The 25,567-nt window shown below is 68.0% G+C and carries 26 protein-coding genes and 4 tRNA genes; 22 read left to right on the top strand and 8 right to left on the bottom strand.

Going from position 1 to position 25,567, the window contains the following annotated elements:
• The first annotated feature begins 94 nt into the window (after positions 1 to 94).
• Positions 95 to 481 carry an SPW repeat protein gene (locus MRBLWH10_RS06660; protein WP_341942092.1) on the top strand — a complete coding sequence of 129 codons (387 nt, stop codon included), beginning with the start codon at positions 95 to 97 and terminating at the stop codon, positions 479 to 481.
• Positions 482 to 539: 58 nt separating this feature from the next.
• Here the strand turns inward: MRBLWH10_RS06660 and MRBLWH10_RS06665 are convergent, their stop codons facing one another.
• Positions 540 to 824, bottom strand: a complete 285-nt coding sequence (locus MRBLWH10_RS06665; protein ID WP_341942093.1) for a GIY-YIG nuclease family protein — start codon at positions 822 to 824, stop codon at positions 540 to 542.
• Positions 825 to 1,069: 245 nt separating this feature from the next.
• Positions 1,070 to 1,145, bottom strand: a tRNA-Val gene (locus MRBLWH10_RS06670).
• A 153-nt stretch (positions 1,146 to 1,298) separates the two neighbouring features.
• Here MRBLWH10_RS06670 and MRBLWH10_RS06675 point away from each other — a divergent pair.
• The 6 genes from MRBLWH10_RS06675 to MRBLWH10_RS06700 all read left to right on the top strand — a co-directional run bounded on the left by MRBLWH10_RS06675 (position 1,299) and on the right by MRBLWH10_RS06700 (position 4,870).
• A tRNA-Gly gene (locus MRBLWH10_RS06675) sits at positions 1,299 to 1,371 on the top strand.
• 53 nt (positions 1,372 to 1,424) lie between these two features.
• Positions 1,425 to 1,495: transfer RNA gene (locus MRBLWH10_RS06680), tRNA-Cys, on the top strand.
• Positions 1,496 to 1,521: 26 nt separating this feature from the next.
• Positions 1,522 to 1,593: transfer RNA gene (locus MRBLWH10_RS06685), tRNA-Val, on the top strand.
• A 123-nt stretch (positions 1,594 to 1,716) separates the two neighbouring features.
• On the top strand, positions 1,717 to 2,604 hold the full coding sequence (locus MRBLWH10_RS06690) for a hypothetical protein (RefSeq protein WP_341942094.1): 888 nt from the start codon (positions 1,717 to 1,719) through the stop codon (positions 2,602 to 2,604).
• Positions 2,605 to 2,706: 102 nt separating this feature from the next.
• Complete coding sequence (locus tag MRBLWH10_RS06695) at positions 2,707 to 3,711, top strand: hypothetical protein (protein ID WP_341942095.1); 1,005 nt, start codon at positions 2,707 to 2,709, stop codon at positions 3,709 to 3,711.
• 268 nt (positions 3,712 to 3,979) lie between these two features.
• Complete coding sequence (locus MRBLWH10_RS06700) at positions 3,980 to 4,870, top strand: restriction endonuclease (protein ID WP_341942096.1); 891 nt, start codon at positions 3,980 to 3,982, stop codon at positions 4,868 to 4,870.
• A gap of 67 nt (positions 4,871 to 4,937) precedes the next feature.
• Here the strand turns inward: MRBLWH10_RS06700 and MRBLWH10_RS06705 are convergent, their stop codons facing one another.
• Together MRBLWH10_RS06705 and MRBLWH10_RS06710 are read right to left on the bottom strand one after the other, a co-directional pair.
• Positions 4,938 to 5,336: a hypothetical protein gene (locus tag MRBLWH10_RS06705; protein WP_341942097.1), complete on the bottom strand. Its 399-nt coding sequence runs from the start codon at positions 5,334 to 5,336 to the stop codon at positions 4,938 to 4,940.
• Positions 5,337 to 5,368: 32 nt separating this feature from the next.
• Entirely contained in the window at positions 5,369 to 6,316 is a 948-nt protein-coding gene (locus tag MRBLWH10_RS06710) for an alpha/beta hydrolase (protein WP_341942098.1), read from the bottom strand.
• Between the two features lie 165 nt (positions 6,317 to 6,481).
• Here MRBLWH10_RS06710 and MRBLWH10_RS06715 point away from each other — a divergent pair, with 165 nt between their 5' ends.
• From MRBLWH10_RS06715 to MRBLWH10_RS06725, 3 genes are all read left to right on the top strand, one after another.
• Complete coding sequence (locus tag MRBLWH10_RS06715) at positions 6,482 to 7,645, top strand: histidine kinase (RefSeq protein ID WP_341942099.1); 1,164 nt, start codon at positions 6,482 to 6,484, stop codon at positions 7,643 to 7,645.
• Positions 7,633 to 8,298, top strand: coding sequence for a response regulator transcription factor (locus tag MRBLWH10_RS06720; RefSeq protein ID WP_341942100.1), 666 nt, complete (start codon positions 7,633 to 7,635; stop codon positions 8,296 to 8,298). The genes MRBLWH10_RS06715 and MRBLWH10_RS06720 overlap by 13 nt, the downstream gene beginning before the upstream one ends.
• An 85-nt stretch (positions 8,299 to 8,383) precedes the next feature.
• Positions 8,384 to 9,151 (top strand): head GIN domain-containing protein, encoded by a 768-nt coding sequence (locus MRBLWH10_RS06725; protein ID WP_341942101.1) that lies wholly within the window; start codon positions 8,384 to 8,386, stop codon positions 9,149 to 9,151.
• A 10-nt stretch (positions 9,152 to 9,161) separates the two neighbouring features.
• Here MRBLWH10_RS06725 and MRBLWH10_RS06730 read toward each other — a convergent pair whose 3' ends face one another.
• Positions 9,162 to 10,790, bottom strand: a complete 1,629-nt coding sequence (locus MRBLWH10_RS06730) for a hypothetical protein (RefSeq protein WP_341942102.1) — start codon at positions 10,788 to 10,790, stop codon at positions 9,162 to 9,164.
• Between the two features lie 106 nt (positions 10,791 to 10,896).
• On the opposite strand from MRBLWH10_RS06730, the gene MRBLWH10_RS06735 reads away from it, so the two are divergent.
• On the top strand, positions 10,897 to 11,256 hold the full coding sequence (locus MRBLWH10_RS06735) for a YnfA family protein (RefSeq protein WP_341942103.1): 360 nt from the start codon (positions 10,897 to 10,899) through the stop codon (positions 11,254 to 11,256).
• Position 11,257: 1 nt separating this feature from the next.
• Here the strand turns inward: MRBLWH10_RS06735 and MRBLWH10_RS06740 are convergent, their stop codons facing one another.
• Complete coding sequence (locus MRBLWH10_RS06740; protein WP_341942104.1) at positions 11,258 to 12,610, bottom strand: deoxyribodipyrimidine photo-lyase; 1,353 nt, start codon at positions 12,608 to 12,610, stop codon at positions 11,258 to 11,260.
• Positions 12,611 to 12,728: 118 nt separating this feature from the next.
• Between MRBLWH10_RS06740 and thrS the strand changes: the two genes are divergently transcribed.
• Complete coding sequence (gene thrS, locus MRBLWH10_RS06745; RefSeq protein ID WP_341942105.1) at positions 12,729 to 14,732, top strand: threonine--tRNA ligase; 2,004 nt, start codon at positions 12,729 to 12,731, stop codon at positions 14,730 to 14,732.
• A complete protein-coding gene (locus MRBLWH10_RS06750; RefSeq protein ID WP_341942106.1) occupies positions 14,729 to 15,277 on the top strand; it encodes an HIT domain-containing protein in 549 nt (182 codons plus the stop codon). The genes thrS and MRBLWH10_RS06750 overlap by 4 nt, the downstream gene beginning before the upstream one ends.
• 110 nt (positions 15,278 to 15,387) lie before the next feature.
• Here the strand turns inward: MRBLWH10_RS06750 and pdxY are convergent, their stop codons facing one another.
• Positions 15,388 to 16,239 (bottom strand): pyridoxal kinase PdxY, encoded by an 852-nt coding sequence (pdxY, locus tag MRBLWH10_RS06755; RefSeq protein ID WP_105677370.1) that lies wholly within the window; start codon positions 16,237 to 16,239, stop codon positions 15,388 to 15,390.
• 46 nt (positions 16,240 to 16,285) lie between these two features.
• Positions 16,286 to 17,590, bottom strand: a complete 1,305-nt coding sequence (locus tag MRBLWH10_RS06760) for an aminotransferase class I/II-fold pyridoxal phosphate-dependent enzyme (protein ID WP_105677368.1) — start codon at positions 17,588 to 17,590, stop codon at positions 16,286 to 16,288.
• Positions 17,591 to 17,683: 93 nt separating this feature from the next.
• Here MRBLWH10_RS06760 and pdxS point away from each other — a divergent pair, with 93 nt between their 5' ends.
• The 9 genes from pdxS to secF all read left to right on the top strand — a co-directional run bounded on the left by pdxS (position 17,684) and on the right by secF (position 25,503).
• Entirely contained in the window at positions 17,684 to 18,577 is an 894-nt protein-coding gene (gene pdxS / locus MRBLWH10_RS06765; protein WP_341942107.1) for a pyridoxal 5'-phosphate synthase lyase subunit PdxS, read from the top strand.
• The gene (gene pdxT, locus MRBLWH10_RS06770) at positions 18,567 to 19,166 is read left to right on the top strand and encodes a pyridoxal 5'-phosphate synthase glutaminase subunit PdxT (RefSeq protein ID WP_341942108.1); all 600 of its coding nucleotides are present in this window, start codon (positions 18,567 to 18,569) and stop codon (positions 19,164 to 19,166) included. The genes pdxS and pdxT overlap by 11 nt, the downstream gene beginning before the upstream one ends.
• Positions 19,167 to 19,228: 62 nt before the next feature.
• Positions 19,229 to 19,987: a YebC/PmpR family DNA-binding transcriptional regulator gene (locus tag MRBLWH10_RS06775; protein WP_223586398.1), complete on the top strand. Its 759-nt coding sequence runs from the start codon at positions 19,229 to 19,231 to the stop codon at positions 19,985 to 19,987.
• A 48-nt stretch (positions 19,988 to 20,035) separates the two neighbouring features.
• A complete protein-coding gene (gene ruvC, locus MRBLWH10_RS06780; RefSeq protein WP_105677363.1) occupies positions 20,036 to 20,620 on the top strand; it encodes a crossover junction endodeoxyribonuclease RuvC in 585 nt (194 codons plus the stop codon).
• A gap of 9 nt (positions 20,621 to 20,629) precedes the next feature.
• Positions 20,630 to 21,235, top strand: a complete 606-nt coding sequence (gene ruvA / locus MRBLWH10_RS06785; protein WP_341942109.1) for a Holliday junction branch migration protein RuvA — start codon at positions 20,630 to 20,632, stop codon at positions 21,233 to 21,235.
• Positions 21,228 to 22,253, top strand: a complete 1,026-nt coding sequence (gene ruvB / locus MRBLWH10_RS06790) for a Holliday junction branch migration DNA helicase RuvB (RefSeq protein ID WP_341942110.1) — start codon at positions 21,228 to 21,230, stop codon at positions 22,251 to 22,253. The genes ruvA and ruvB overlap by 8 nt, the downstream gene beginning before the upstream one ends.
• Before the next feature lie 74 nt (positions 22,254 to 22,327).
• On the top strand, positions 22,328 to 22,726 hold the full coding sequence (locus MRBLWH10_RS06795; protein WP_105677360.1) for a preprotein translocase subunit YajC: 399 nt from the start codon (positions 22,328 to 22,330) through the stop codon (positions 22,724 to 22,726).
• 57 nt (positions 22,727 to 22,783) lie between these two features.
• Positions 22,784 to 24,514 carry a protein translocase subunit SecD gene (gene secD / locus MRBLWH10_RS06800; protein ID WP_341942111.1) on the top strand — a complete coding sequence of 577 codons (1,731 nt, stop codon included), beginning with the start codon at positions 22,784 to 22,786 and terminating at the stop codon, positions 24,512 to 24,514.
• The gene (secF, locus tag MRBLWH10_RS06805) at positions 24,514 to 25,503 is read left to right on the top strand and encodes a protein translocase subunit SecF (protein ID WP_341942112.1); all 990 of its coding nucleotides are present in this window, start codon (positions 24,514 to 24,516) and stop codon (positions 25,501 to 25,503) included. The genes secD and secF overlap by 1 nt, the downstream gene beginning before the upstream one ends.
• Positions 25,504 to 25,567: the final 64 nt, after the last annotated feature.

The following is a 25,567-nucleotide window of genomic DNA, read 5'->3' on the forward strand; positions in this document are numbered from 1 at the left end:
GTCCCCAGGGTATGCGGGTAAGTCGGCAATCCGTTTCCCCCTGCGCTCCGAACCAGCTGTGAGTCGCGATCCGCGGCGCAGCTAAGGAGGAATCATGCGTTTCATCCCCACCAAGGTCCACGGTGCCCTCGACTACTTCGTCGGCGTGGCGTTGATCGCCGCACCGTGGCTGTTCGGCTTCTCCAGCGTCGGGGGCGCTGCCGTCGTCATCCCGATCGTGCTCGGTGTCGGGCTCATCGTCTACAGCCTCTTCACCAAGTACGAGTGGGGTCCGTTCGGGTTCATTCCGATGCCGGTCCACCTCGTGTTCGACATCGTGGCGAGCCTGTTCCTCGCGCTGTCGCCGTGGTTGTTCGGCTTCTCGGGACAGGCTCTCAACGTCTGGCTGCCGCACGTCGTGGTCGGCGTCGCGGTGATCGTGGTCGTGCTGTTCTCGCAGCCTCAGCCGGCCCGCGTGAAGGTCTCTGCGGCTCACGCGTGAGAGCGACGACGACGGTGCTGCCGGACCTGTCCGGCGGCACCGTCATCGACGTGTGAGGTCACCGAAGGGCATCGCTCAGCCAGCGGGCATAGAGCGTCCACGGCTCGCCGCGTTCGCGCAGAGCCGCGATATGCGCTCTCACCTCGTCGGTCAGGGTGAACCACTCGCCGCCCTCCCTGACCGAGGCGAACTCTCGATGCCGCTGCTGTTCGAGGGCCCTGCCGCCCTGTTCGAAGGCGAGGAGCTCGTCGTGCCGGATGCTCGCGAGGCGCTGCCGTGGCCTCCGGCTCGTGCCGATCTTCACGCGGCGGTCGTATCGGAGGTAGTAGACCACTTCGATCACGGGAAGAGGCAGGTCCGGGTCAGGCGCATCTCCGTAGCGCCAGCCGCAGTCGACGCAGATCAGGGAACCTTCGCGCCGCGTGCCGCGCAGACCCCCGCAGAGTCCGCACGGCCCTGGCAGGGGAGGAAGGTCTGACACGGTGTGAACGGTAGCCGTGGGCTCCGACACCCGAGACTGAGCCGGTCGGGCCTTCTGCTGCGGTGAGACGAAGAAACCCCGCGGAGTCGAAGCTCTGCGGGGTTCTGTGGTGGGCGATACCGGACTCGAACCGATGACCTCTTCCGTGTGAAGGAAGCGCGCTACCAACTGCGCCAATCGCCCATACCCGTGGGGTACGTCAACCGATACTACCCGACCGTCGGAGGCCCTGTTGACCAGATCGCGGGACACGCGCGAGATTCGGGTCTGGTTTTGACAACCGCCGATCGTCGGCTAATGTTTATCAAGTGCTCGGGGCAACAACCCGGGAACAACGCGGATGTAGCGCAGTTGGTAGCGCACAACCTTGCCAAGGTTGGGGTCGCGAGTTCGAGTCTCGTCATCCGCTCAAGTGCAGGGGCCTTCTTCGGAGGGCCTTCGGCACGTGGGGTCAATCCACACGGTGGCGTGGCCGAGCGGCTAGGCACCGGCCTGCAAAGCCGTTTACACGGGTTCGAATCCCGTCGCCACCTCTCAGAAAACTGAATAGCCCCAACGGGCGCGATTGGCGCAGCGGTAGCGCGCTTCCCTGACACGGAAGAGGTCACTGGTTCGATCCCAGTATCGCGCACACTTGAATTCCCAGATCAGCTCCGGTTTTCCGGGGCTTTTTTGTTTCCGCTACCGCGCCGCTACCAGTTGGTATCGCGTTCCGGACCGCTCACTGTTCCGGTTTCCGTGTAGCTTGACCACCGTGACGATCCTCGACGACATCATCAACGCCAGCACCGATTCGTCAGTGGCAACCGCCGATCTCTTGCGCAAGGTGCAAGTCGTTGCTCACCGCCTTGGCGCTACCGATGTCGTGGCCTGGGCCAAGAGCGAGCTAGCTGGATACGACGCCGAAGCTGAGCTCCCCTCGTATCGCACCATGAACACATCTGTCATGGGCGTGTTCACGGGTCCGTATCAGTCGGTAATCAGGCAGCAGCTCACCATCCCGACGCCTGAGTTGGAGTCGATGTGGTTGGTGGAGTTCCGCGTGCCGCTCACGGAGCTTCAGGCGCTGTCGGAACTAGAGAAGGATCCTCAGCGCGAATGGCCGGCGATGATCGTCAAGGCCTATGAGGACTCCGGGGTCTTCCGCATGCAATTTCACAGGCTGTTCTCCGCGCACAACGTGATCACGCGTCAGAGCCTTAAGGGTTTGATTGACATCATCCGCTCGAAGGCGATGGAGTTCGCGCTCGAACTTCAGACTGACTATCCCGAGGCGGGCACTCCCGGCGGGCCAACCGTTGCGTCTGAGCCGGGACTGTCGAGCACAGTGATCCACATGACCAACAACATCTATGGCGACGGCACGAACGTGGCAGCTGGCTCTGAGATTCGGCAGCGGTCGCGAGTCGAAATGGGCGACCTCGCTGCGTTGCGACGCGAGGCAGAAGCGAACGGCCTCTCTGCTGACGTCGCCGAAGAGTTCGTGGCCGCAGTGCAGGCTGAGCGCTCATTGGACGGCACGAAGACCAAACGCATCCTCGACGGGGTGCGGAACGGGGCGATCGCTCTTTCAGGCAGCATCGCCTCCGACGTGGCGGCGGGCGGCCTAGTAGAGATCGTGAAGGGATTCCTGGGTCTGTAGTAACGCCCTATGCCGTGATTCGAATGAGTCACGGCTCCGCTATCTTGTGTCTTGTGCCCACTTGCAATCTCGCATATTCGACGGGCGAGAAGGGGCGATTGCGTGGCTGACGAACGAGAAGTCCTGTCCGAGGTCTTCACTGATTTCTCGAGGAAGCGCGACGCGCTCAAGGAGAATCCCAACGTCGGAATCGACGAGATCGCTCTTCTCCCTCTGGTCGAGGTATGGGTACGCCTTCTTGAATGGGCGGAGACAGCAAAGTTGCCCGACGATGCGGTGAGGCACGTCGCCACCGCCGCGCGAGAGGCTTACACCCAGCAGAACGTCTATCGACAAGTGGCCGGGAACGCGAAGCGCCAAGCACTTTCCGGGGTAGACGGGAATCTCGATGTCTTCTTCCCGATCTTCAATGCACTGGCCGCCCCTGCGCACTCAACCCCGAAGACTGACGCGCTGAAGGGATTCATCAAAGAAGCGCGTGAAGAGTCGCGCCGCTCCTCCTCGGTCATGGCTTACGTGACGCAGCGCACCTCTGGCCTAGAAGAGGCCGTCCGTGACGCGAGCGAGGCCGCAGGACGGGCCGAGGCCGCCCTGGAGCTTGCGGAGAAGGCAGCCACGAAAAGCGCGACTTCCACTCTCGAGCGCTCATTCGAAACGACTGCGAACAAGAACGCCCGCTCAGCGTTCTGGTTCCGAACCGGAACGATTACCACGCTCGTGGGAACTGTAGCTCTAGGCGTTTACTATGCCGTCGACAGCCCGACACATCCGGCTGATGACTGGCGTGGCCTCGTGTATCGAGTAGCGATCCTCTCGGCGCTCGCTGGAGTCGCTGCCTACCTCGGGCGGCAAGCCAGCCACTACCACCGCATCGCTACGTGGGCGCTCGGCATCGAGATCCAACTCAAGGCGTTCCGCGGGTTCGTGAACGAGATCGACGATCCCGAGGCACGGCAGACGATGTTTACTCTCTTCGGAAAGCGCGTCTTGGAGGCACCACCGGACGGCAAGTCCGGCAACGACGAAGTGACGAATGTGATCCAACCCATCATCGAGCACGCCACCCGATATCGGCCGTCCAGCCCGCCCAGCACGCCAGGCGCGTAGCCGACTACTCGGGGCGATAGCCGAGCAGCGCGTTCACGCTCTCGCGGACCTCGCTGAGGTCCATGTGATCCCCACGGCCGAGCGTTCGGAGCCGTGCCGGCCGGGAGCGCTGCCCAGCCGATCAGTCCGTCGATGCTCTCGAAGGACCGAAGGTGGCGGGGGACTTTCAGGAACGAGCGCAAGCTGACGGTCATCGCGGTGCGCCCGACACCGTGCGCGGCGTCGATCGCGTCGTCGCAGACTCCAGAGACGACACTGGGAAGGGTTCATGATCCCGACGCTTCGCGTTCTCGACGACGGGATCGTCAGGCACTGGCGGGAGTTTCAGCCGCTGGTCGCAGACGCGGCGGGGCTGACGGAGTCTCAGAAGCAGGAGATGCTGCCGTCGGGCAGTCAGGTCAAGTACGAGAACCGCATCGGCTGGGCGGTCTCGTTCCTCACCAACGTCGGTGCGCTCGCACGGCCGAAGCGGGGCCATTACACGATCACAGACGCCGGCCGTCAGCTCATCGGCTCCTTTCCCGACGGCATCCGCGAGCGCGACATCCGTGTGCTCGGTGCCGACCCGGAATCGCCGATCAGCCTCTACGAGAAGACCGAGCGGGCGAAGCCCAGCGATACGGTCGCGGCGGTCGACGGCGAGTCGATGACACCGATCGAGCAGGTGCAGAGCGGTATCGCGCGCATCGATGAGGAGGTCGCCGCCGAGCTCCTCCAACGACTCCAGGGCAAGGAACCCGGATTCTTCGAGCAGGCGGTCGTAGAACTGCTGCTCGCCATGGGCTACGGCGGAACCACCGGCGGCGGCAGCGTGACCCAGCGCAGCAACGACGGCGGGATCGACGGGGTCATCGATCAGGATGTGCTCGGGCTCAGCCGCGTCTACATCCAGGCGAAGCGCTATGCCGACCACAACGTCGTCCAGCGCCCCGACGTGCAGGGTTTCGTCGGGGCTCTCAGCGGAAAAGCGGACAGCGGCGTCTTCATCACGACGGGCCGGTTCTCCGAGGGGGCGCGCGCCTATGCCGAAGGCGTCCCGATGCGCGTCATCCTCATCGACGGTGCGCGGCTCACGAGCCTGATGATCCGTTACGGCGTCGGGGTCCAGGTGCGCGAGACGTACAAGGTCGTCGAGATCGATGAGGACTTCTTCGCCTGAGCCGACGCGCGACGTACGACGCTTGCGGGTGCGCCCACTGCCGGAACCCCAGGCGGGACACGCGCTGTCAACGGAGCGGGTCGCCACCCTCGGCGGTCGCCCACAGCGCCCAGAGCACGAGCAGCGGCTGCAGGAAGAGACGGCAGAGCCGGCGGGCATCCGTGTCGAGGCCGGGTGCGGAGCGGCGCGTACGCCACTGGTGCACGTTCCCGGGGAACACGGCGACGAAGAATCCCGCCACGGCCCAGCCCATCCTGCGACGTTCGCGGGGGAGGGCGACGAGACCGGCAGCCAGCGCGAGCTCCGCCGCCCCCGAGGCGACGACGATCGTGTCCTTGTCGAGGCGCGTGACCCGCGTCGCCCAGTCCGGGACGACGATCCGAAAGCCCCGGGTGCGGACGAGATGGGCGGCGCCGGCCGCGGCGAGCACCAGCGCGAGCATCCATCGTGCAGCAGTCCTGATCATGTGCCCACGCTATCCGGTGCCCGTCGGCGACCTCAGTCGACCTGCGCCGATCGAGCCGCCTCCCATGCCCGGAACTCTTCGGCGATCCGCGGCGACTGCGTGTGGTGCAGATAGTGCGAGCCGTCGAGGGCGATCACCGTTCCGTCCTCGACGCTCGCGGCCTGCTTCTCGTGCAGCTCCCGCCACTCCGGGACCTCCTCGTTGTGCTCGACGACGAAGAGCAGCAGCGGCAGCGTCGGGGCGAACCCGGTGCCGAGCGCGTCAGCGAAGTTCGTGCGGATGTGCGACATCTCATCGAGATACGTCGCACTCAGCGAGTTCCGGTTGGAGAGCATCACCAGTTGCTCGCGCACCTCTTCGGAGTACGCGTCCTCCTCGTAGCCCGTGGCGGATGTGGCGACGAGTCGGATGAGCCCGAGGTTCTTGGCGGCGCCGAGCAGGCCGATGGGGAACGCGGTGTCCGTTCGGGGCTGACCGGGCACACTGGAGTCGATACCCACGAACGCCTGGACCTCGTCGGGATAGCGACGTGCGAGTTCGATGCCGTACACCCCGGCGATCGAGTGCCCCATCAGCACATACCGGTCGATGTCGAGCTCGTCCAGAGCCTCGTGCACCTCGGAGACGATGTTCGCCGTGGTCCGTTCGCGGTCCGTGCCGTCGCTCAGGCCGTAGCCGAACGGCTCGACCACGACGACGCGGTGATCCGCCGACAGGTCATCGACGAGAGGCGCGAAATCGAGCGCGGGGGACGCCGTGCCGAACCCGGGGAGGAGCACGATGGTCTCGTCGCCCTTGCCGCTGATGACGACGTTCATGTGGCGTCCGTCGACCTCGACGAGCTGGCCGTAGGGCTCGATCCGCTCCTGTTCGGCGTCGGTGGCGACGACGTTCACGATCGTGGTCGTCGCCAATCCGACGGCGATCACCGCGGCGACGGCGGTCACCGAGACGAGCACTCTCTTCACAGACTTCTTCATTCGGACCTCTCCCGCGGCGCACGGTGCGCCCCGTCCTTCCAGCGTCGTTCGGATGCCCGCTCGAGGCATCGCCCCGGCGCAGACATCTCCCTACCGCGTTCGCAGTACGGGGAAGTCATCCTCAGGGCGGACTCCCGATCCGGCCGCGCGCGGAATACTGGAAGGATGCCCGCCCGCCCCGCTTCCGGACTCACCGCGCCGTTCGGGGATGTGATCGCCGTCGCCGTCATCATCCTGTTCGCGGTGCTGCCGTACCCGGAGGCGGTCTTCCAGGTCCCCGGGATGCTGCTCCCGATCGCGCTCCTGCCGGCCGCGGTGATGCCGTTCCGTCGCCGGTGGCCGCTCGCGGTCCTGGGCGTCAGCGTCGTCGTCGCGGTCGTCCTCTCGCTGACGGGGATACTCTCGCCGAGCTCTCTCATCGCGACGGCGATCAGCGCGTTCGCCGTCACCGCGTATACACGTCGCACCGTGGGGCTGATCGCGCTGACGCTGGTCGTCGGAGTCGTCTTCGTCTCCAACGCGGTCCCGCTGCACGGCGAGTTCTTCGATTCGAGGGCCCTGCAGTTCCTGTTCTTCATCGCACTGGCCGGGGCGATCGGCGATGCCACACGATCACGTCGCGAGTTCGGCGCCGCGATGACCGAGCGTGCGGAACGTGCGGAGCGCGGCCGAGAAGAGGAAGCCAGACGTCGGGTCGCGGAGGAGCGTGTGCGCATCGCGCGCGATCTCCACGATGTCGTCGCGCATCAGATCACGGTGATCAGTCTCAACGCGGGAGTCGCGTCGTCGGCACTGGAATCCCGACCGGATCGCGCGAGAGAGGCGCTGACGACGATTCGACGCGCGTCCCGCACGGTCCTCACCGACATCGGGGGCCTGATGGCGCTGCTGCGCTCCGAGGATCCGGAGGACACCGGGGACCTGCGCCCGCAGACCGGGCTCGCGGGCGCCGCCGACCTGATCGCGCGCTTCGTGGTCGCGGGGCTGCGCGTCGAGCTCCACGACGAGTCCGCCGGGGTCGCGCTGTCTCCGTCGAACGATCACGTCGCCTACCTCGTGCTCCTGGAGGGCCTCACCAACGCCCACAAGCACGGGTCGGATCGTCCCGTGCGCGTCCGCCTGGACGTCGTCGGCGGCGATCTCCTCATCGACGTCCGCAACGAGGTGCGTCCGGGGCCGGAGGCGTTCCCTGGCGGTCACGGGCTCGTCGGCCTGCGTGAGCGCGTCACAGCCGTCCGCGGTACGGTCCGGACGGAGAGCGTCGACGGAGTGTTCCGTCTCGACGTACGACTCCCCACAGCCGGAGAGAGTGACGAATGGTCAGCGTGATCATCGCCGATGACCAGCCGCTCATCCGGCAGGCCGTCCGCGACATCCTCGGCGACGCCGGCATCCTCGTGGTCGGCGAGGTCGCCACAGGGCGGGACGCCGTGCGCGCCGTGGAGCGCGAGACGCCGGACGTGGTGCTGATGGACATCAGGATGCCCGACCTCGACGGCATCGCCGCGACGGCTGAGATCTGCGCAGAGGGCGCAGGGGGTCGCACGCGCGTGCTCATCCTCACGACCTTCGAGGAGGACGAGTACGTGGTGGCGGCCCTGCGCGCGGGTGCCAGCGGATTCATCGGCAAGGGCGCCGAGCCGGAGGAGATCGTGCGCGCCGTGCTCACGATCGACCGGGGAGACGCGCTGCTGTCGTCCGCCGCGACTCGCGCCCTCATCGAGCGCTCGCTGCGCGCCGCCGACGCCTCACCCCGCGTTCCGGATCTGGGCCTTCTCGACGCGCTCACCGATCGCGAGCGCGAGGTGATGCTGCTCGTCGCCGGCGGACTGACCAATCAGGAGATCGCCGAGACCCTGACGATCTCTCCGCACACCGCGAAGACCCATGTGAATCGGACGATGATGAAGCTGGGAGCCCGCGACCGCGCACAGCTCGTGATCCTCGCCTATGAGTGGGGCCTCGTCGTTCCCGGCGTCTGACGAGACCTCCTCGTACCGCAGAGGGAGGCGGATTCCATACCCCGGTAGCTGTTCAGCGGCCCGGCGCCTCCGTAGCGTGTCTCCCATGCGCTCCCGTCTGCTGTCCTCCACCGTCATCCTGCTCGCCGTCACCGCCGCCCTGACCGGCTGCGCGGCGTTCGACACGGGGACACGGGTGAGCGAGGACCGACCGATCACGGACATCAACGAGGTGGTGCTGGACACGAGCGGCGATCTCACGATGCGCGTCGGCACCACGCCATCCCTGCGCATCACCGCAGGGGAGAACGTGATCGGCGAGCTCACGTCAGAGATCTCCGATGGGGTGCTGACCCTCGGCATGGAGAAGACGCCCATCGGATGGAACGGTGAGATCCGCTACGAGCTCACGGTGACGACCCTCGAGACTCTCCACGTGCGAGGCTCGGGCGACGCGCAGGTCGACTTCACCGGCGCGACGGCGCCCTCGATCGACGTGCAGGGTTCGGGCGATGTCGAGGCCACAGGCGTCGCCGCGGACTCGGCCTCCGTCGTCGCGGACGGGTCAGGCAGCATCTCCGTCGACGATGTCCAGCTCTCCGAGCTGACCGTCCGCATGACGGGATCCGGGGGCGTCGAGATCGACGGCACGGCCGCCGCCCAGGACGTCGAGGTTGCGGGGTCGGGTGGGTTCAGCGCGGCATCCCTGCGCAGCGACCGCGCCCGCGTGGTCGTCACCGGGTCGGGGGATGCCGATGTCGACGCCCGGCTCTCCCTCGATGTCGTGATCGACGGGAGCGGAGACGTCTCCTACGCGGGGGACCCGAGCGTGACGAAGAGGATCTCCGGCTCGGGGGAGCTGTACCGTCGCTGAACCTCGGAGGTCAGCTCCGGGACCGCGTACGCGAGCTCACCAGGAGCGCAGCCCCTCCCGCGCCCAGCAGGACGGCCAGGGCGCCGAGACCGAGCGCGGCGCGCGCATCTGATCCGGTGGTCGCGAGAGTGCTCCCCGACCCCGGCGAGGTCGGCGCTTCCGGAACGAGGGGACGTGCGGAGACGGTGACCTCTGCGGTGGGCACCGGTGGCTCCACGGACTCTTCCGCGTTCCGGGGCACGACTCCGCGGGCGTTCCCGCTCCAGGAGACGGTTCCCGGACGAGGCCCTGATGCCGTCGCGCGGAACGTGTAGGTCACCACGAGCGTCTCGCCGGGGCCGACGATGCCGGTCCAGCGGACGGCGCGGCCGTCCACCGTCACGGCACCGGAACTCGCGTCCGCATCGCGGAGGAGGACGGAGGCGTCGTTCGCGGCGAGGAGGTCGGCGACGTTCACGTCGAGCGGGGTGTTGCCGGTGTTCGCGATGGTGAGAGCGACCCGTCCGGTCGTCTCTCCGGGGGCGGCGGTGTCGGGGGTCACTGCGCGGTCCACGGACAGCGCCGGAGAGATCGGGGCACCGGAGGCCGCTCCGCCCGAGCCGGCGAAGAAGGCGAGAGTGGACAGCCCTCCCACTCCGTTCCCCCCGCCCTGGTGCCCGCCGACCGATCCGGTCACGATACGGGTGCCGGCGCCGAACACCTTCCGTCCCTGAAGCGGGAGGGCGGTGTTGGGAGCGTCGAACAGCGAGGGGCCCGCCGAGACGAGGTCGTACGCCTGTTCGACGACGATGTATCCGGTCGGAGAACCGGTGACCGTGACGCCGAACACCGGCCCGCCATCGTGCGTCTCCTGCTCGTCCACCGTGTAGTCGACGCCGTCCTGCCACAGGGATGCCGGATCCGTGAACCCGTCCAGGGTGGCGGGGAGCTCGTCCAGCCCGAACACCCGGGTGGTTCCGCTGACAGGGGCGAGTCTTCCGGACCAGTCGCTCGCGCCGCCCACTCCGATCCACTGACCGCCATCTTCGGCGAACTCGGGGACGGCCTCGACGACGGAGCGTGCGAGGAAGCGCAGGGAGCCGGTCGGGCTCGGGACCCACGTTCCCACGGTGCCGGCGGGGTTCCAGGCGAGTCCCGTGTAGGAGGCGCTGAGCGGGAACACGAGGCCGTCGGCCGCGGCCTGAGCCGTGAGCGTGTCTTTCCCCGGGCCCACGGAGTCGGCGCTGACGAAGATCGCGAGCTCGGCCTGCAGATCGACGACCGCGGCGGCTGCGGCGGAGTACGTGACGGTGATGCGGTGTCCGTCGGGTGACACGGCGAAGGTCGCGAGCTCCACCCCGTCCTCATCGCGCAGCGTCCCGGGAGCGGCCGCCGCAGTGAGATTCGCGGAGAGGTCGATGTTCGTGGCTTCGCCTGGCACGGGATCGGCGTCGGAGAGATCGATGCGCAGCGCCCAGGTCGGGTACGCGGTGGACGGCCAGGACGGCTCGCCGGGGAAGTACGGCTCCAGCGACACGGCCACGACCGGAGTCACGTCGTCGGAGGGAGCGACCGCGGCGACCGCGGCCGTCGGCAGCGCGACGATTGCGATGGCGAGAAGGCCGGTGACGGCGGCGGGGCGGGAGCGGACAGAGCGCATGGCAGGGCCTATCGGGTGCAGTGGGGGAGACGGGGATGCGATCAGCTCCCCGTGATCACCGTATCGATCAGGACGGTGAGCGCGGGAACCCTGGAACACTGAACGCATGACCGTTCTGCGCATCAGCATCCTGTTCCTGCTCGCGGCCGTCGCGGAGATCGGCGGCGCCTGGCTGATCTGGCAGACCGTGAAGGAGGACCGCGGGTGGCTGTTCGCCGTGTTCGGAGTGATGGCCCTCGGAGCGTACGGATTCATTGCCGCGCTGCAACCCGATGCGAACTTCGGGCGAGTGCTCGCGTGCTATGGCGGTGTGTTCATCGCCGGCTCCCTGGCGTGGGGCATCATCGTCGACGGATTCCGGCCCACGACATGGGACTGGGTGGGTTCGACCGTCGCGCTGGTCGGTGCGGCGATCATCGTGTTCGCTCCGACGGCTGGCGGCGCGAGCGAGCCGGCAGCGCTGTGAGTCAGGGGAGATCCGCGGAGGTTCGTTTCATCCGCTCATAGGCCGCGAGAGCCGCTTTCCTCGTGGCGCCCAGGTCGACGATCGGCGTCGTGAGGAGGGAATCCCCGGCCCATCGTTCGACATAGCGGGACTGCGGATCGAACTTCTTCGCCTGAAGCTCAGGGTTGAAGACCCGGAAGTAGGGCGCGGCATCGGCGCCGGACCCGGCAACCCACTGCCAGTTGAAGGGGTTGCTCGCCTCGTCCGCGTCGACGAGCGTGTCCCAGAACCACTCCTCGCCGAGCCGCCAATCGATCAGCAGATTCTTCACCAGGAACGACGCGGCCACCATCCTGACGCGGTTGTGCATGAATCCGGTGCTCCAGAGCTCCCGCATCCCGGCATCCACCAGCGGCACGCCGGTGCGTCCCTGCTGCCACGCGGTGAGCTGTTCGACGTCGACCGGCGGCCAGGGGAAGGCGTCGAAGGACGGGCGCAGGTTGCGGGTCGCCAGATCGGGGAAGTGGAAGAGGGTGTGCCAGGCGAACTCCCGCCATCCGAGCTCGGCGAGGAACTTCCCTGTCCCCGGTGCGCCCGCGGCGCTGTGCCACACGGTGAACGGGCTCAGCTCGCCCCAGCGCAGTCGAGGAGAGAGCAGCGAGGTCATTCCCGCCGCGGGCTCATCACGCGTCCGTTCGTAGTCGTCGACGTCTTCCGTGAGGAACTGAGCGAGGCGGTCGATCGCTGCGGGCTCGCCGGGTGTCCACGTCTCTCGCAGACCTCCGGCCCAATCAGGGGACGACGGGCGCAGAGCCCACCCGGCGATGTCGTCGGATTCGAGAGCGGGTGGGATGCCGACGAAGTCGTCAGGTTCCGGCAGCGGATGCCGGGGCGCCGGAAGCGCCTGGCAGGCGCGCCAGAACGGAGTGAAGACGGAGAAATGGGTGCCCCCGCCCGTCCTGACCATCCACGGCTCGTGCAGAAGCGACGCCGAGAAGGACTCGACCAGAAGACCGGCCTCGCGTAGGGAGGACTTCAGGGCGCCGTCGATGTCGCGCTCGGCCGCCCCGTAGCGCCGGTTCCAGTACACGGCGCCGGCGGAGCTCTCCCGAACCACATCCTCGACGACCCGTGACACGGGGCCTCGCCTCAGCACCAGGGGCACGCCCTTCTCGCCGAGCCGCTCCGCCAACGACGCCAGCGAGTGGTGCAGCCACCAGCGAGCAGCCCCTCCCAGGACCCGGACACCGGGTGATTCCTCATCGAGCACGTACAGCGCGATGGTCGGCTCCCCGCGGCGCGAGGCCGCGAGCAGGGCCGGGTTGTCCGCGATTCGGAGATCATCGCGCAGCCAGACGATCGTGGGAGAGGGCATATCTCATTGTCCCCTCTGCGTGCTCTTCACCGCGGAGCTCCCCACGGCTCGCCAGATTCCGAGAGCGAGAGCGGTCTGAAGCACCCGGTCGTGCGGGTAGCCTGGATTCCTGACCCAGATGGAGTGCTCAGTGCCTGAAAACGCCCAGCCGAAAGACGGCTTCGCCCTGTTCTCTGACCGATCCGTCGTCGCGATGCGCGTCGGCGGCGTCCTCAAGGACCTCGCCACTACCGTGACCGACGCCGACGAGGTCGAGCCCGTCACCATCGACAGCCCCGACGGGCTGAACATCCTGCGTCACTCGGCCGCCCACGTGCTCGCTCAGGCGGTGCAGCGCATCAATCCGCAGGCGAACCTCGGCATCGGCCCGCCCATCACCGACGGGTTCTACTACGACTTCGGCGTGGACACGCCCTTCACCCCCGAAGACATCAAGGCCATCACCAAGGAGATGCAGCGCATCGTCCGCGAGGGCCAGCGCTTCGTGCGCCGCGTCGTCACCGACGACGAGGCGCGCGCCGAACTCGCCGATGAGCCGTTCAAGCTCGAGCTCATCGGGCTCAAGGGCTCGAACGCGGACGCGGCCGAGGGCGCGTCCGTCGAGGTCGGCGAGGGCGAGCTCACGATCTACGACAACACGACCCGAGACGGCGAGGTGGTCTGGAAGGACCTCTGCCGCGGGCCGCACCTGCCCAACACGCGGATGATCGGCAACGGCTGGGACCTCACCCGCATCGCCGCGGCGTACTGGCGCGGCAGCGAGAAGAACCCGCAGCTGCAGCGCATCTACGGCACGGCGTGGCCGTCCAAGGACGAGCTGCGCGCGTATCAGGAGCGCCTCGCCGAGGCCGAGCGTCGGGACCACCGCAAGCTCGGCGCGGAGATGGACCTGTTCTCCTTCCCCGACGAGATCGGCTCCGGCCTCGCGGTGTTCCACCCGAAGGGCGGCATCATCCGCTACGAGATCGAGGAGAACCTGCGCCGTCACCTGCTGCGCAACGGGTACGACCTCGTGAACAGCCCGCACATCACGAAGAAGGATCTCTTCATGACGTCGGGTCACCTGCAGACGTACGCCGACGGCATGTTCCCTCCGATGCACCTCGACGAGATCGTCGACGAGGAGGGGAACATCACACGGCAGGGGCAGGACTACTACCTGAAGCCGATGAACTGCCCGTTCCACAACCTCGTCTTCCGTTCGCGTGGACGCTCGTACCGCGAGCTGCCGCTGCGGCTCGCCGAGTTCGGCACCGTCTACCGATACGAGAAGAGCGGCACGCTGTCCGGCCTGACCCGCGTCCGAGGGCTGACGCAGGACGACGCGCACATCTACGTGGCCCAGGATCAGGTCAAGGAGGAGCTCACCACCAACCTGAACCTCGTCCTGGACCTCCTGCGCGACTACGGGCTCAACGACTTCTACCTCGAGCTGTCCACGAACGAGGAGGGGAACCCGAAGTTCCTCGGAGAGCCTGAGCAGTGGGCCACGGCCATCGAGACCCTGCGCGAGGTCGCCGTCGCATCCGGCCTCGAGCTCGTCGCCGATCCCGGCGGCGCGGCCTTCTACGGTCCCAAGATCTCGGTGCAGGCGCGCGACGCGATCGGCCGCACGTGGCAGATGTCGACGATCCAGCTGGACTTCAACCAGCCCGATCGCTTCGAGCTCGAGTACACCGGATCCGACGGGCAGAAGCACCGTCCGGTGATGATCCACCGCGCCCTGCTGGGTTCGGTCGAGCGCTTCTTCGCGATCCTCCTCGAGCACTACGCGGGAGACTTCCCGCTGTGGCTGGCGCCGAGCCAGGTCGTCGGCATCCCGGTGGCCGAGCAGTACGGCGACTACCTCGACGATGTGATCGGCCAGCTGCGCGCGGCGGGAGTGCGCGCAGACGTCGACCACTCCGACGACCGCATGCAGAAGAAGATCCGCAACCACACGACGGCGAAGGTCCCCGTGATCCTCATCGTCGGCGAGCAGGACAGGGCCGCTGGTACGGTCTCGTTCCGCTTCCGCGACGGCACGCAGGAGAACGGCGTGCCGGTGGCGGATGCCGTGCGCCGGATCACCGCGGCGATCTCCTCGCACGCGCTGGTGCTGAAAGCAGGGGACCTGGCGTGACATCGGGTTCTGAGTCGTTGGAGGACGCCGGTCATCTGGCCGGCGTCCCCGACGAGTTCCAGAGGCTGTGGACCCCGCACCGGATGGCGTACATCCAGGCGGGCCCTGAGCCGCTGCGCGAGGAGTGCCCGTTTTGCGAGGCGCCGAAGCACCCGGACCCGGAGAGGCTGATCGTGGCACGGGGCGAGACCGCCTATGTGCTGCTGAACCTGTTCCCGTACAACTCCGGCCACATGCTCGTGTGCCCGTACCGGCACATCGCGACCTACGATCAGGCGACGCCGGAGGAGGTCGCCGAGATCGGCGCCCTCACCCAGACCGCGATGCGCGTGCTGCGCGAGGTGTCACGCTGCGACGGCTTCAACCTGGGCATGAACCAGGGCGCCGTCGCCGGGGCCGGCGTCGACGCCCATCTGCACCAGCACGTGGTGCCGCGATGGACGTCGGACGCCAACTTCTTCCCGATCATCGCCAAGACGAAGGCGCTGCCGCAGCTGCTCGGCGAGGTGCGCGAGGCCGTCGCGAACGCCTGGCCCTCCGCCTGAGCCTCACACGTTTCGTCTCGTCGCTGCGCTCCTCGCTCAACGACCAGACGCGGGAGTCCGGTCGTTGAGCGAGCGAGTGCAGCGAGACGAAGCGCGGTAGCGTCCGCGCCTCAGCGCACCTGGCGTGCGGTGAACTGGAGTCGCGGGTTCGCATAGAACTCCTGCGCCTCGATGAGCTGCAGCTCGCGTTCGCCCGACTCGAGGGTCAACGACAGCAGGTCGAACACGCTCGACGCCGTGCGCTCCAGCGCCGTCTGCGCGCTGCCTGTCTGCACGTAGTGGGCGGTGAACAGTGCGGCGGTGACGTCGCCGGAGCCGTTGGCCTTCATCGGAAGGCGCGGGGTCTGGACGATCCACGCACCGGTCGCGTCGGCGACGAGCATCTCGATCGTGCCCTCTTCGCGGTCGGGTCGCTCGACGCTGGTGACCAGCACGGTCGAGGGGCCCATGGCCATCGCGAGGTCGACGGAGGCGAGGGTCGACTCCAGGGTGTCGGGCTCGGTCTCGGTGAGGAAGCCCAGCTCGAACTGGTTCGGCGTGATGATGTCGGCGACGGGGACGACCTTCTCGCGGAGCAGGATCGGAATCGCGGGAGCGACGAAGCAACCGGACTTCGCGTTACCCATCACCGGATCGCACGCGTAGACGGCCTCCGGGTTGGCGGCCTTGACTCGGGCCACGGCGTCGATGATGACGTCGCCGATGCCCTCTCCGCCCTGGTAGCCGCTGAGCACCGCGTCGATCTCGCCGAAGACGCCGCGCTCCTCGATGCCGGTGATGACCTCGGCGACATCGGCCGGCGCGATGAGCGGGCCGCGCCAGGCGCCGTAGCCGGTGTGGTTGGAGAAGTTCACCGTGTAGACCGGGAGCACCTCGACGCCGATGCGCTGCAGCGGGAAGACGGCCGCCGAGTTGCCGACGTGGCCGTATGCGACGGCGGACTGGATGGAGAGGACCTTCATTCTCCGATCCTTTCGTTCAGAGCGGGCCGGAGACCGCGGGGGTGGATCATCGCACTGCCGCGACGAGGTCGGTGACGAGCGTCGCCGCATCGTCGTCGGAGAGATCGTGGACGGTGAGGCGCAGGTGGCGCGACGGCTCTGCCCTGTCGTCGAGAGCGAAGTCGTCACCTGTGCGGGCCAGCCAGCCGCGCCGCATGAGGCGCTCGGCGACCGTGCGCGCGGCGATCGGCAGGGCGACCCACAGGCTCAGTCCGTCTGATGCGGCGGCCTCGATGCCGTGCTCTCGCAGGCGCGTCGCGAAGTCGTCGTTCTTGGCCGCGTAGTGCTCGGATGCCGCCGCGATCCTCGCTGCCACGGTCTCGTCGGTCAGCTGCGCGAGCGTCAGGCGCTGCAGCAGGTGGCTCACCCAGGTGGTGCCGGGGCTCAGCCGCATCGCGAGACGCTCTGCGGTCTCGGGATCGGTCGCCGCCACGGCCAGGCACATGTCGGGACCCAGGAACTTCGAGACCGAGCGCACGAGCGCGAACCGTCGATGCGCGGGGCCGATCAGGGTCTCGTAGGGGCGGCGCGACAGCATCGAGAAGTGATCGTCCTCGATGATCAGCACGTACGGGTGCGCGGCGAGCACGGTGCGCAGCTCCGCCGCCCGGCGGGCGCTGAGGCTCGCCCCGGTGGGGTTCTGCGCGCGGGGTGTGCAGATCACCGCGCGGACGCCGGCGTCGAGTGCGGCCCGCAGACCGTCGACCGTCATGCCCTCTTCGTCGACGGGCACGGGGACGGCACGGTATCCGCCGAGCCGGACGGTGTGGATGCTGGCCAGGAAGCACGGATCCTCGAGCGCGACGGCGTCGTCGCGCATGAGAGCCTGCGCGAGCAGGCGCTCCACGGCATCCACCGCACCGCTGGTGATCGTGATGCGGAAGTCGGCGTCGCCGAGGTCTGCGGCGACCCAGTCGTGCGCCCACTCGTCGAGCCCGCGGTCGATCACGGGCTCTCCGTAGAGCACCGGGCGGCCGGCGAGGGTGGCGAGTGCGGGGGATGGGTCCGGGATCAGCCGAGGATCCGGGTTTCCGGTTCCGACATCGCGGAGCACCGTGTCGGCGGCGTATCCCTCCTGGGCGACGGACTCGTGTCCGGCGACGACGGTCCCCGCGCGGCCACGCGACACGACGAGTCCCGCCTGGGCCAGCTGACGATACGCGGCGACCGCCGTGTTGCGATTGACGCCGAGGGTCGAGGCGAGCTCACGCACCGGAGGCAGGACGCTGCCCGCACGCAGCAGGCCGCGGTCGCGTAGCCCGCGCACGCTGTCGGCGATCTCCGCCGCTGTGCTCCCTGTGATGTCCGTCATGAGTCCTCGTGACCGATTCTAGGTCGTTCCGGACAGTGCTATCTTTTGACATAGATCAAAACGAGCTTTGGTTCATCCTGACAGGAGCCCCTCATGACCGAACAGACCACCACCGGATCCTCGCGCGTCAAGCGCGGGCTCGCCGAGATGCTCAAGGGCGGCGTCATCATGGACGTCGTCACCGCCGAGCAGGCGAAGATCGCCGAAGACGCCGGCGCCGTCGCCGTGATGGCCCTCGAGCGCGTTCCCGCCGACATCCGCGCCCAGGGCGGCGTGTCGCGCATGAGCGACCCCGACATGATCGACAGCATCATCGACGCGGTCTCGATCCCCGTGATGGCGAAGGCGCGCATCGGCCACTTCGTCGAGGCCCAGGTGCTGCAGGAGCTCGGTGTCGACTACATCGACGAGTCCGAGGTGCTCTCCCCGGCCGACTACGTCAACCACATCGACAAGTACGGCTTCACGGTGCCCTTCGTGTGCGGCGCCACCAACCTCGGCGAGGCACTGCGCCGCATCAACGAGGGCGCGGCGATGATCCGCTCCAAGGGTGAGGCGGGCACCGGAGACGTCTCCGAGGCGATGAAGCACATCCGCAGGATCCGCGGCGAGATCGCCGCGCTCACCGCGCTCCCGAAGGACGAGCTGTTCGTCGCCGCCAAGGAGCTGCAGGCGCCGTACGAGCTGGTCGCCGAGATCGCCGAGACCGGCACGCTCCCCGTCGTGCTGTTCGTGGCGGGCGGCGTGGCCACCCCCGCGGATGCCGCCATGATGATGCAGCTCGGTGCCGACGGCGTCTTCGTCGGCTCCGGCATCTTCAAGTCGGGCAACCCCGCAGAGCGCGCGAAGGCCATCGTCAAGGCCACGACGTTCTTCGACGACCCGAAGGTCATCGCCGAGGTGTCCCGCGGACTCGGCGAAGCCATGGTCGGCATCAACGTCTCCGACCTCCCCGCACCGCACCGCCTCGCCGAGCGTGGCTGGTAGCCCGAAGGTCGGCGTGCTCGCGCTGCAGGGCGACGTGCGCGAGCACGCCGCCCTGCTCGCCGGTCTCGGCGCCGAGGTCGTGCTCGTGCGCCGTCCGGAGGAGCTCGCGACGGTGTCGGGGCTCGTGATCCCCGGCGGCGAGTCGAGCGTGATCGACAAGCTCTCCCGGATCTTCGGTCTGCAGGAGCCCATCCGCGAGGCTATCGCCGCGGGGATGCCGGTGCTCGGCACCTGTGCCGGTCTCATCATGTTGGCGGATGCCGTGGTCGATGCGATCGACGGACAGGAGTCGTTCGGCGGGCTCGACGTCGTCGTCCGACGCAACGCCTTCGGCCGCCAGGTCGAGTCCTTCGAGGCCGAGCTCGACGTGCCCGAGCTCGGCACGGGGTCCGTGAAGGCGGCGTTCATCCGTGGACCGGTGGTCGAGAGCGTCGGAGAGGCGGCATCCGTCCTCGCCGCGCTGCCGGACGGCCGCGTCGTCGCCGTCGAGCAGGGCGGTCTGCTCGGGCTCAGCTTCCACCCGGAGATCATGGGGGAGAGCCGCTTCCACGCGCGCTTCCTCGATCGGGTCGCGGCGCGCGCGGCGTGATTCGTTAGACTGGACGATGCCCTGGGCCAGGCGCCCGGGCGGATTCGACGAGCGGGAGACTTATGTCCGGGCATTCCAAGTGGGCCACGACCAAGCACAAGAAGGCGATCATCGATTCGCGGCGTGCGAAGTCGTGGGCGAAGCTCATCAAGAACATCGAGGTCGCGGCCAAGCTCGGCGGCGCCGACCTGCAGGGCAACCCGACGCTGTTCGACGCCGTCCTCAAGGCGAAGAAGACCTCCGTCCCGAAGGACAACATCGACCGCGCCATCAAGCGCGGCGCCGGTATCGGCGGCGAGGCCGTCGAGTACACCTCGATCATGTACGAAGGCTACGGACCCAACGGCGTCGCCCTCATGATCGAGTGTCTGACCGATAACAAGAACCGTGCGGCGGCCGAAGTGCGCACCGCGCTCAGCCGCAACGGCGGCACCCTCGCCGACCCCGGCAGCGTGGCGTACAACTTCAGCCGCAAGGGCGTCATCGTGGTGAGCTCTGAGGGCACCACCGAAGACGACGTCATGATGGCGGCGCTCGAGGCGGGCGCCGAGGAGATCGAGCCGCACGCCGAGGGCTTCGAGATCGTGACCGAGCCGACCGACATGGTCTCGGTGCGCTCGGCCCTCGTCGACGCGGGCATCGAGTACGAGTCGGCCGACGTCGAGTTCGTCCCGAACCTCAAGGTCGAGATCGACGCCGACACGGCGCGCAAGATCTTCCGACTGATCGACGCCCTCGAGGACAGCGAAGACGTGCAGAACGTGTTCAGCAACTTCGACCTGTCGGCCGAGGTGCAGGCGGAGCTCGAGAACGACGAGTGACGGGCGCGCCGGGCAGCCGGCGCCGCTGACGGCGCATAGCCTGGAGAGGTGACCTCCTCCACGTTGCGCGTCCTCGGCATCGACCCCGGTCTGACCCGGTGCGGTGTCGGCGTCGTCGACGTCGACCGCGCCCGTCGAGGGACGCTCGTGCACGTCGGCGTGATCCGCTCCGCCGTCGACGCGCCGATCGGCGAACGTCTCGCGACGGTGGCCGCCGGCATCCGCGAGGTGATCGCGGCGCACCGCCCTGACGCGGTCGCCGTCGAGCGCGTGTTCGCTCAGCAGAACAGCCACACGGTGATGGGCACCGCGCAGGCGAGCGGTGTCGCGCTCCTGCTGGCAGCCGAGGCCGGTCTTCCTGCGGCGACCCACACGCCGAGCGAGGTGAAGGCCGCGGTCACGGGCTACGGTTCCGCCGACAAGCGACAGGTGCAGGCGATGATCGCCCGCATCCTCCGTCTCGACGCCCCGCCGCAGCCCGCCGACGCCGCCGACGCGCTCGCGATCGCGCTGTGCCATGCCTGGCGCCGAGGGGCTGCGGGAGCGCCAGGGCAGGATGTGCTGACGCCCGCGCAGAAGGCCTGGGCGGATGCCGAGCGTGTCGCTCGAACGTATGTACGATCCGGTGCCTAGACTGGTGAGATGATCTCCTCGCTGCACGGCATCGTCCTGCACACGACGCCGGACCAGGTCGTCATCGAAGTCGGAGGAGTCGGGTTCTCCGTCGCCGTCCCGGCCGACGTCGCGCACACCGCCGCGATCGGAGAGCGGCTGATGCTGCACACGAGTCTCATCGTCCGCGAGGACGCCCTGTCGCTCTACGGGTTCGCGGATCGCAGCGAACTGGAGGTCTTCGGGCTGCTCATCAGCGTCACCGGGGTCGGACCGAAGTCCGCGCTCGGCGTTCTCTCGCACCTCACGGTCGACCAGATCGCCGAGGCCGTCACCGCGGAGGACGACGCGCCGTTCCGCCGCGTGTCCGGCATCGGTCCGAAGACCGCCAAGCTGATCGTCGTGCAGCTCGCCGGCAAGGTGGCGCCCGTCGGGAGCCCGGCCAGGAAGCCCGCCGCCGGGGGCGTCGACATCATCGATCAGGTCGCGGCGGCGCTCATCGGACTCGGCTGGTCCGAGAAGGTCGCCGTCGAGGCGGCGACCCAGACGGCTGCCGACGCCTCGGAGGCGGAGCGCTCGTCCGTCGCGTCGCTCCTGCGCCGCACCCTCGCGATGCTGGGGCCGGCGCGTGTCTGACGCGCGCGACGCGACCGAGCCGGTCGACGAGACAGAGCTCGCCATCGAGGGCGCGCTGCGACCGACCAGTCTCAGCGACTTCGTCGGTCAGCAGAAGGTCCGCGGCCAGCTGCAGCTGCTGCTGGACGCCGCCGGCATCCAGAGCCGCCCGGCCGACCACATCCTGCTCGCGGGCCCCCCAGGGCTCGGCAAGACCACTCTGGCCATGATCGTCGCCCACGAGAGCGGGCGTCCGCTGCGGCTCTCCAGCGGCCCGGCGATCCAGCACGCGGGTGATCTGGCCGCCCTGCTGTCGAGCCTGAGCCCCGGCGAGGTCCTCTTCATCGACGAGATCCACCGCATGGCGCGCTCGGCCGAGGAGATGCTGTACCTCGCGATGGAGGACTTCCGCATCGACATCATGGTCGGCAAGGGCGCCGGGGCCACGAGCATCCCCCTGGAGCTCGCCCCGTTCACCCTCGTCGGCGCGACGACCCGCTCCGGTCTGCTCCCGAACCCGCTCCGGGACCGCTTCGGCTTCACCGGCCACCTCGAGTTCTACGACGAGTCCGAGCTGGAGCGCGTGATCGACCGATCCGCTCGCGTACTCGGAGTCGATCTGCCCTCTGACTCCCTCGCCGAGATCGCACGGCGCTCCCGTGGCACCCCCCGCATCGCGAACCGCCTCCTCCGGCGCGTCCGCGACTACGCACTCGTGCACGGCGGGGGAGAGGCGACCCTCTCCGGCGTCCGCGCGGCCCTCGAGCTCTACGACGTCGACTCGATCGGCCTCGACCGCCTCGACAGAGCAGTGCTGGAAGCGCTGGTCCGCCGGTTCAAAGGCGGCCCCGTCGGTCTCAGCACGCTCGCCGTCGCCGTCGGCGAGGAGGCCGAGACCGTGGAGAGCGTCGTGGAGCCGTACCTCGTGCGGATCGGCTTCCTCGGTCGCACTCCGCGGGGTCGGATCGCCATGCCGGAGGCCTACGCGCACCTCGGCGTCGCCCGTCGCACCGAAGACGGACTGTTCGATCACCTATAATCGCTGAAGACTTCCTTCCGATCCCCCCTGGTGCACGCCGTCGTCGGCGTGTGCGCGACTGAAAGGCATCCGCGATGGATCCCACACTCATCATGCTCCCGATCCTCGCGGTGCTGATCATCTTCATGTTCGTCAACACCCGCAAGCGTCAGAGGCAGATGAAGGCCGACCAGGAGGCCAAGGCGACGAAGACCGTTCCCGGCGCCAAGGTCCTGCTCCAGGGCGGCATCTTCGGGACGATCGTGGCCTACGACCCGATCGACCTGGACGAGCCGGCTCTGGTGGAGATCGCACCCGGCACGATCATCGAGGTGCACAGCCAGGCGATCCTGCGGGTCGTCGAGCCCAAGGACGCCATCGCGGACGACGTGACGGATGCCGTCGACGAGACGCCCGCCGCTGACGCCGCTCCCGGCATCGAGACGGCCGAGGAGACGCGCGCGCGTCTCGAGCGCGACGCGGACGACAAGTAATCCTCCTCAGGACCATGGCGCCGCACCGGCGCTCCGGCATCTCAGAAAGCTGATCACGTGGCTTCTTCCTCTCCGGTCCGTCACGCCTGGAGGGTCCTTCTCGGACTCGTCCTGGTGACAGGCGTCCTCTTCGGCATCAACGCGCTCGGCGTGTATGTGTTCAAGCAGAGCTCGTGGACCCCAGAACTCGCCCTCGACCTCCAGGGCGGCACGCAGATCGTCCTCCAGGCGCAGACCGAAGACGGCGCAGCGCCCTCGCAGGAGCAGATGGACCAGGCGGCCGCGATCATCCGGCAGCGTGTCGACGCCTCTGGTGTGAGCGAGGCCGACATCACGACCGAGGGCGGCCAGAACATCGTCGTGCAGATCCCCGGTGTGGCCGACGAGGCCACGCGCGAGCGGATCAAGTCGAGCGCTCAGCTGGAGTTCCGCGCGGTGCTCTACACGACGGCCGCCGCGACGTCGTTCACCGGGGAGGACGGCAACACCACGCCGTATCCGACGCCGGACCCCTCGCTGAACGCCACCCCGACGGTGAAGCCGACGGACTCGAGCGACCTCGCGTGGGTCACCGACAAGCTGCAGGCCGAGTTCCTCGCCTACGACTGCGCGAACCCGCCGGCCGACGCCTCCCGGGCTCCCCAGGACCAGCCGCTGATCGCCTGCGACCCGAGCGGCACGGCCAAGTACCTCCTGGGCCCGGCCGAGCTCACCGGCACCGCGATCACCGATGCGACGGCCGGCCGCGACCCCAAGTCGGGCGCCTGGCTCGTGCAGCTGACCATGACGTCTGAGGGGGCCGACGCCTTCGGCAAGGTCAGCACGCGTCTGTACCAGAACAAGCTCGCCAACCTCTCGCCGCGCGACCAGTTCGCGTTCGTGCTCGACGGCAGCGTGATCAGTGCTCCGCAGATGAACGGGCAGATCCTCGACGGCCGCCCGAGCATCTCGGGCAGCTTCACCCAGGAGTCCGCGACCACTCTCGCCGACCAGCTCAAGTTCGGCGCCCTGCCTCTCAGCTTCGTGGTGCAGAGCTCGGGAACCGTGTCGGCGACTCTCGGTACGCAGCAGCTGCAGATCGGCCTCATCGCCGGTCTCATCGGCCTCGCGCTCGTCGCGATCTACTCGCTGATCGTGTACCGGGCTCTCGGCGCCGTCATCGTCGCCTCGATCGCGGTGATGGGTGTGCTGACCTACATCATCATCTGCATCCTCGCGTGGCGCATGGGCTTCCGTCTCTCGCTCGCCGGCGTCGCGGGTCTGATCGTCTCGATCGGATTCGTCGCGGACTCGTTCATCGTGTACTTCGAACGAATAAGGGACGAGCTGCGCGACGGCAAGTCGATCACGGCAGCCGTGGAAGACGGCTGGGGCCGGGCGAAGCGCACGATCTACATCTCGAAGTCGATCAACATCCTCGCCGCCGTCGTGCTGTACATCCTGGCCGATGCGACGGTGAAGGGCTTCGCGTTCACCCTCGGGCTCACGACCCTGATCGACGTGTTCATCTTCGTGATCTTCACGCACCCGGTCATGCAGCTGCTCGTGCGCACCCGCTTCTTCGGCGGCGGACACAAGCTCTCGGGCCTCGACCCGGAGTCCCTCGGCGCGGTGTACCGCAGCCGCTCGCAGTACCGCGAAGTCTCTACGGCATCCGCCGGTCGCGGGGCGAAGAACGCGCGCTCGCGCGGAGAAGCAGATCGCAGGCAGACGATCGCCGAGCGCAAGCGCGCGGAGGCACTCGCCGGCGACAGAGCCGGCAGCGGCGGAAATGAGGGGGCGAACTGATGGCTTCCATGAGTGAGTTCGGCAACAACCTGTACTCGGGAAAGACCTCTTTCCCGTTCGTCGCCAAGCGTCGACTGTGGTTCATCATCGCCATCGCGCTGGTGGTCGGGTCGATCCTCGTCCCGTTCATCCGCCCCGTGCAGTTCTCCATCGAGTTCACCGGCGGATCGCAGTTCACGGTCACCGCCCCGAACAGCATCGATCAGAGCACGGCGACCAAGGCCGTGCACTCGGTGGTTCCGGGCGCTGCGACGAAGGTCGTGGTCGTCAGCGGCAAGGACATCCGCGTCCAGACCGATCAGATGAGCGACGAGGAGACGCAGAAGGTCTCCGCCGCTCTCGCCGATGCCTACGGAGTCGACCCGAAGAGCGTCACGTCCTCGTTCATCGGCCCCGCGTGGGGTGAGAACGTCACCAAGCAGTCGCTGTGGGGACTCGCGATCTTCCTCGCGCTGACCTTCCTCATCCTCGCCCTGTACTTCCGCACCTGGAAGATGTCCGCTGCGGCGATCATCGGCCTGCTCGACGTCCTCGTCATCACGATCGGCGTGTACGCTCTCGCGGGCTTCGAGATCTCCCCGGCGGCCGTCATCGGCTTCCTGACGATCCTCGCCTACTCGCTGTACGACACGACCGTCGTCTTCGACAAGGTCCGAGAGAACACCACGGAAGACGGGGAGAAGTCCGGACGCACCTTCGGGGAGTCGGTCAACCTCGCCGTCAACCAGACGCTGGTGCGCTCGATCAACACCTCGGTCGTCGCCGCCCTGCCCGTCGGGGCGATCCTCTTCATCGGCGCCTTCTGGCTCGGTGCGGAGACGCTGACCGACATCTCGCTGTCGATCTTCGTCGGCATCCTGGTCGCGACGTACTCGACGCTGTTCGTCGCCGCTCCGCTCTACTCGCTGTTCCGCGAGAACGAGCCGCAGCTCATGGCGCGTGACGCGAAGATCCGCGAGGCCCGAGCCAAGGCGACCGTCGACGCGTGAGCGTGCCCGTCCTGCGGGGCTCGGCCCCGCAGGACCCGCGTAAGATGTACTGATTGGGGAGGTG

This window comes from Microbacterium sp. LWH10-1.2 (assembly GCF_038397765.1).
In the GTDB taxonomy this organism is placed as follows: domain Bacteria; phylum Actinomycetota; class Actinomycetes; order Actinomycetales; family Microbacteriaceae; genus Microbacterium; species Microbacterium natoriense.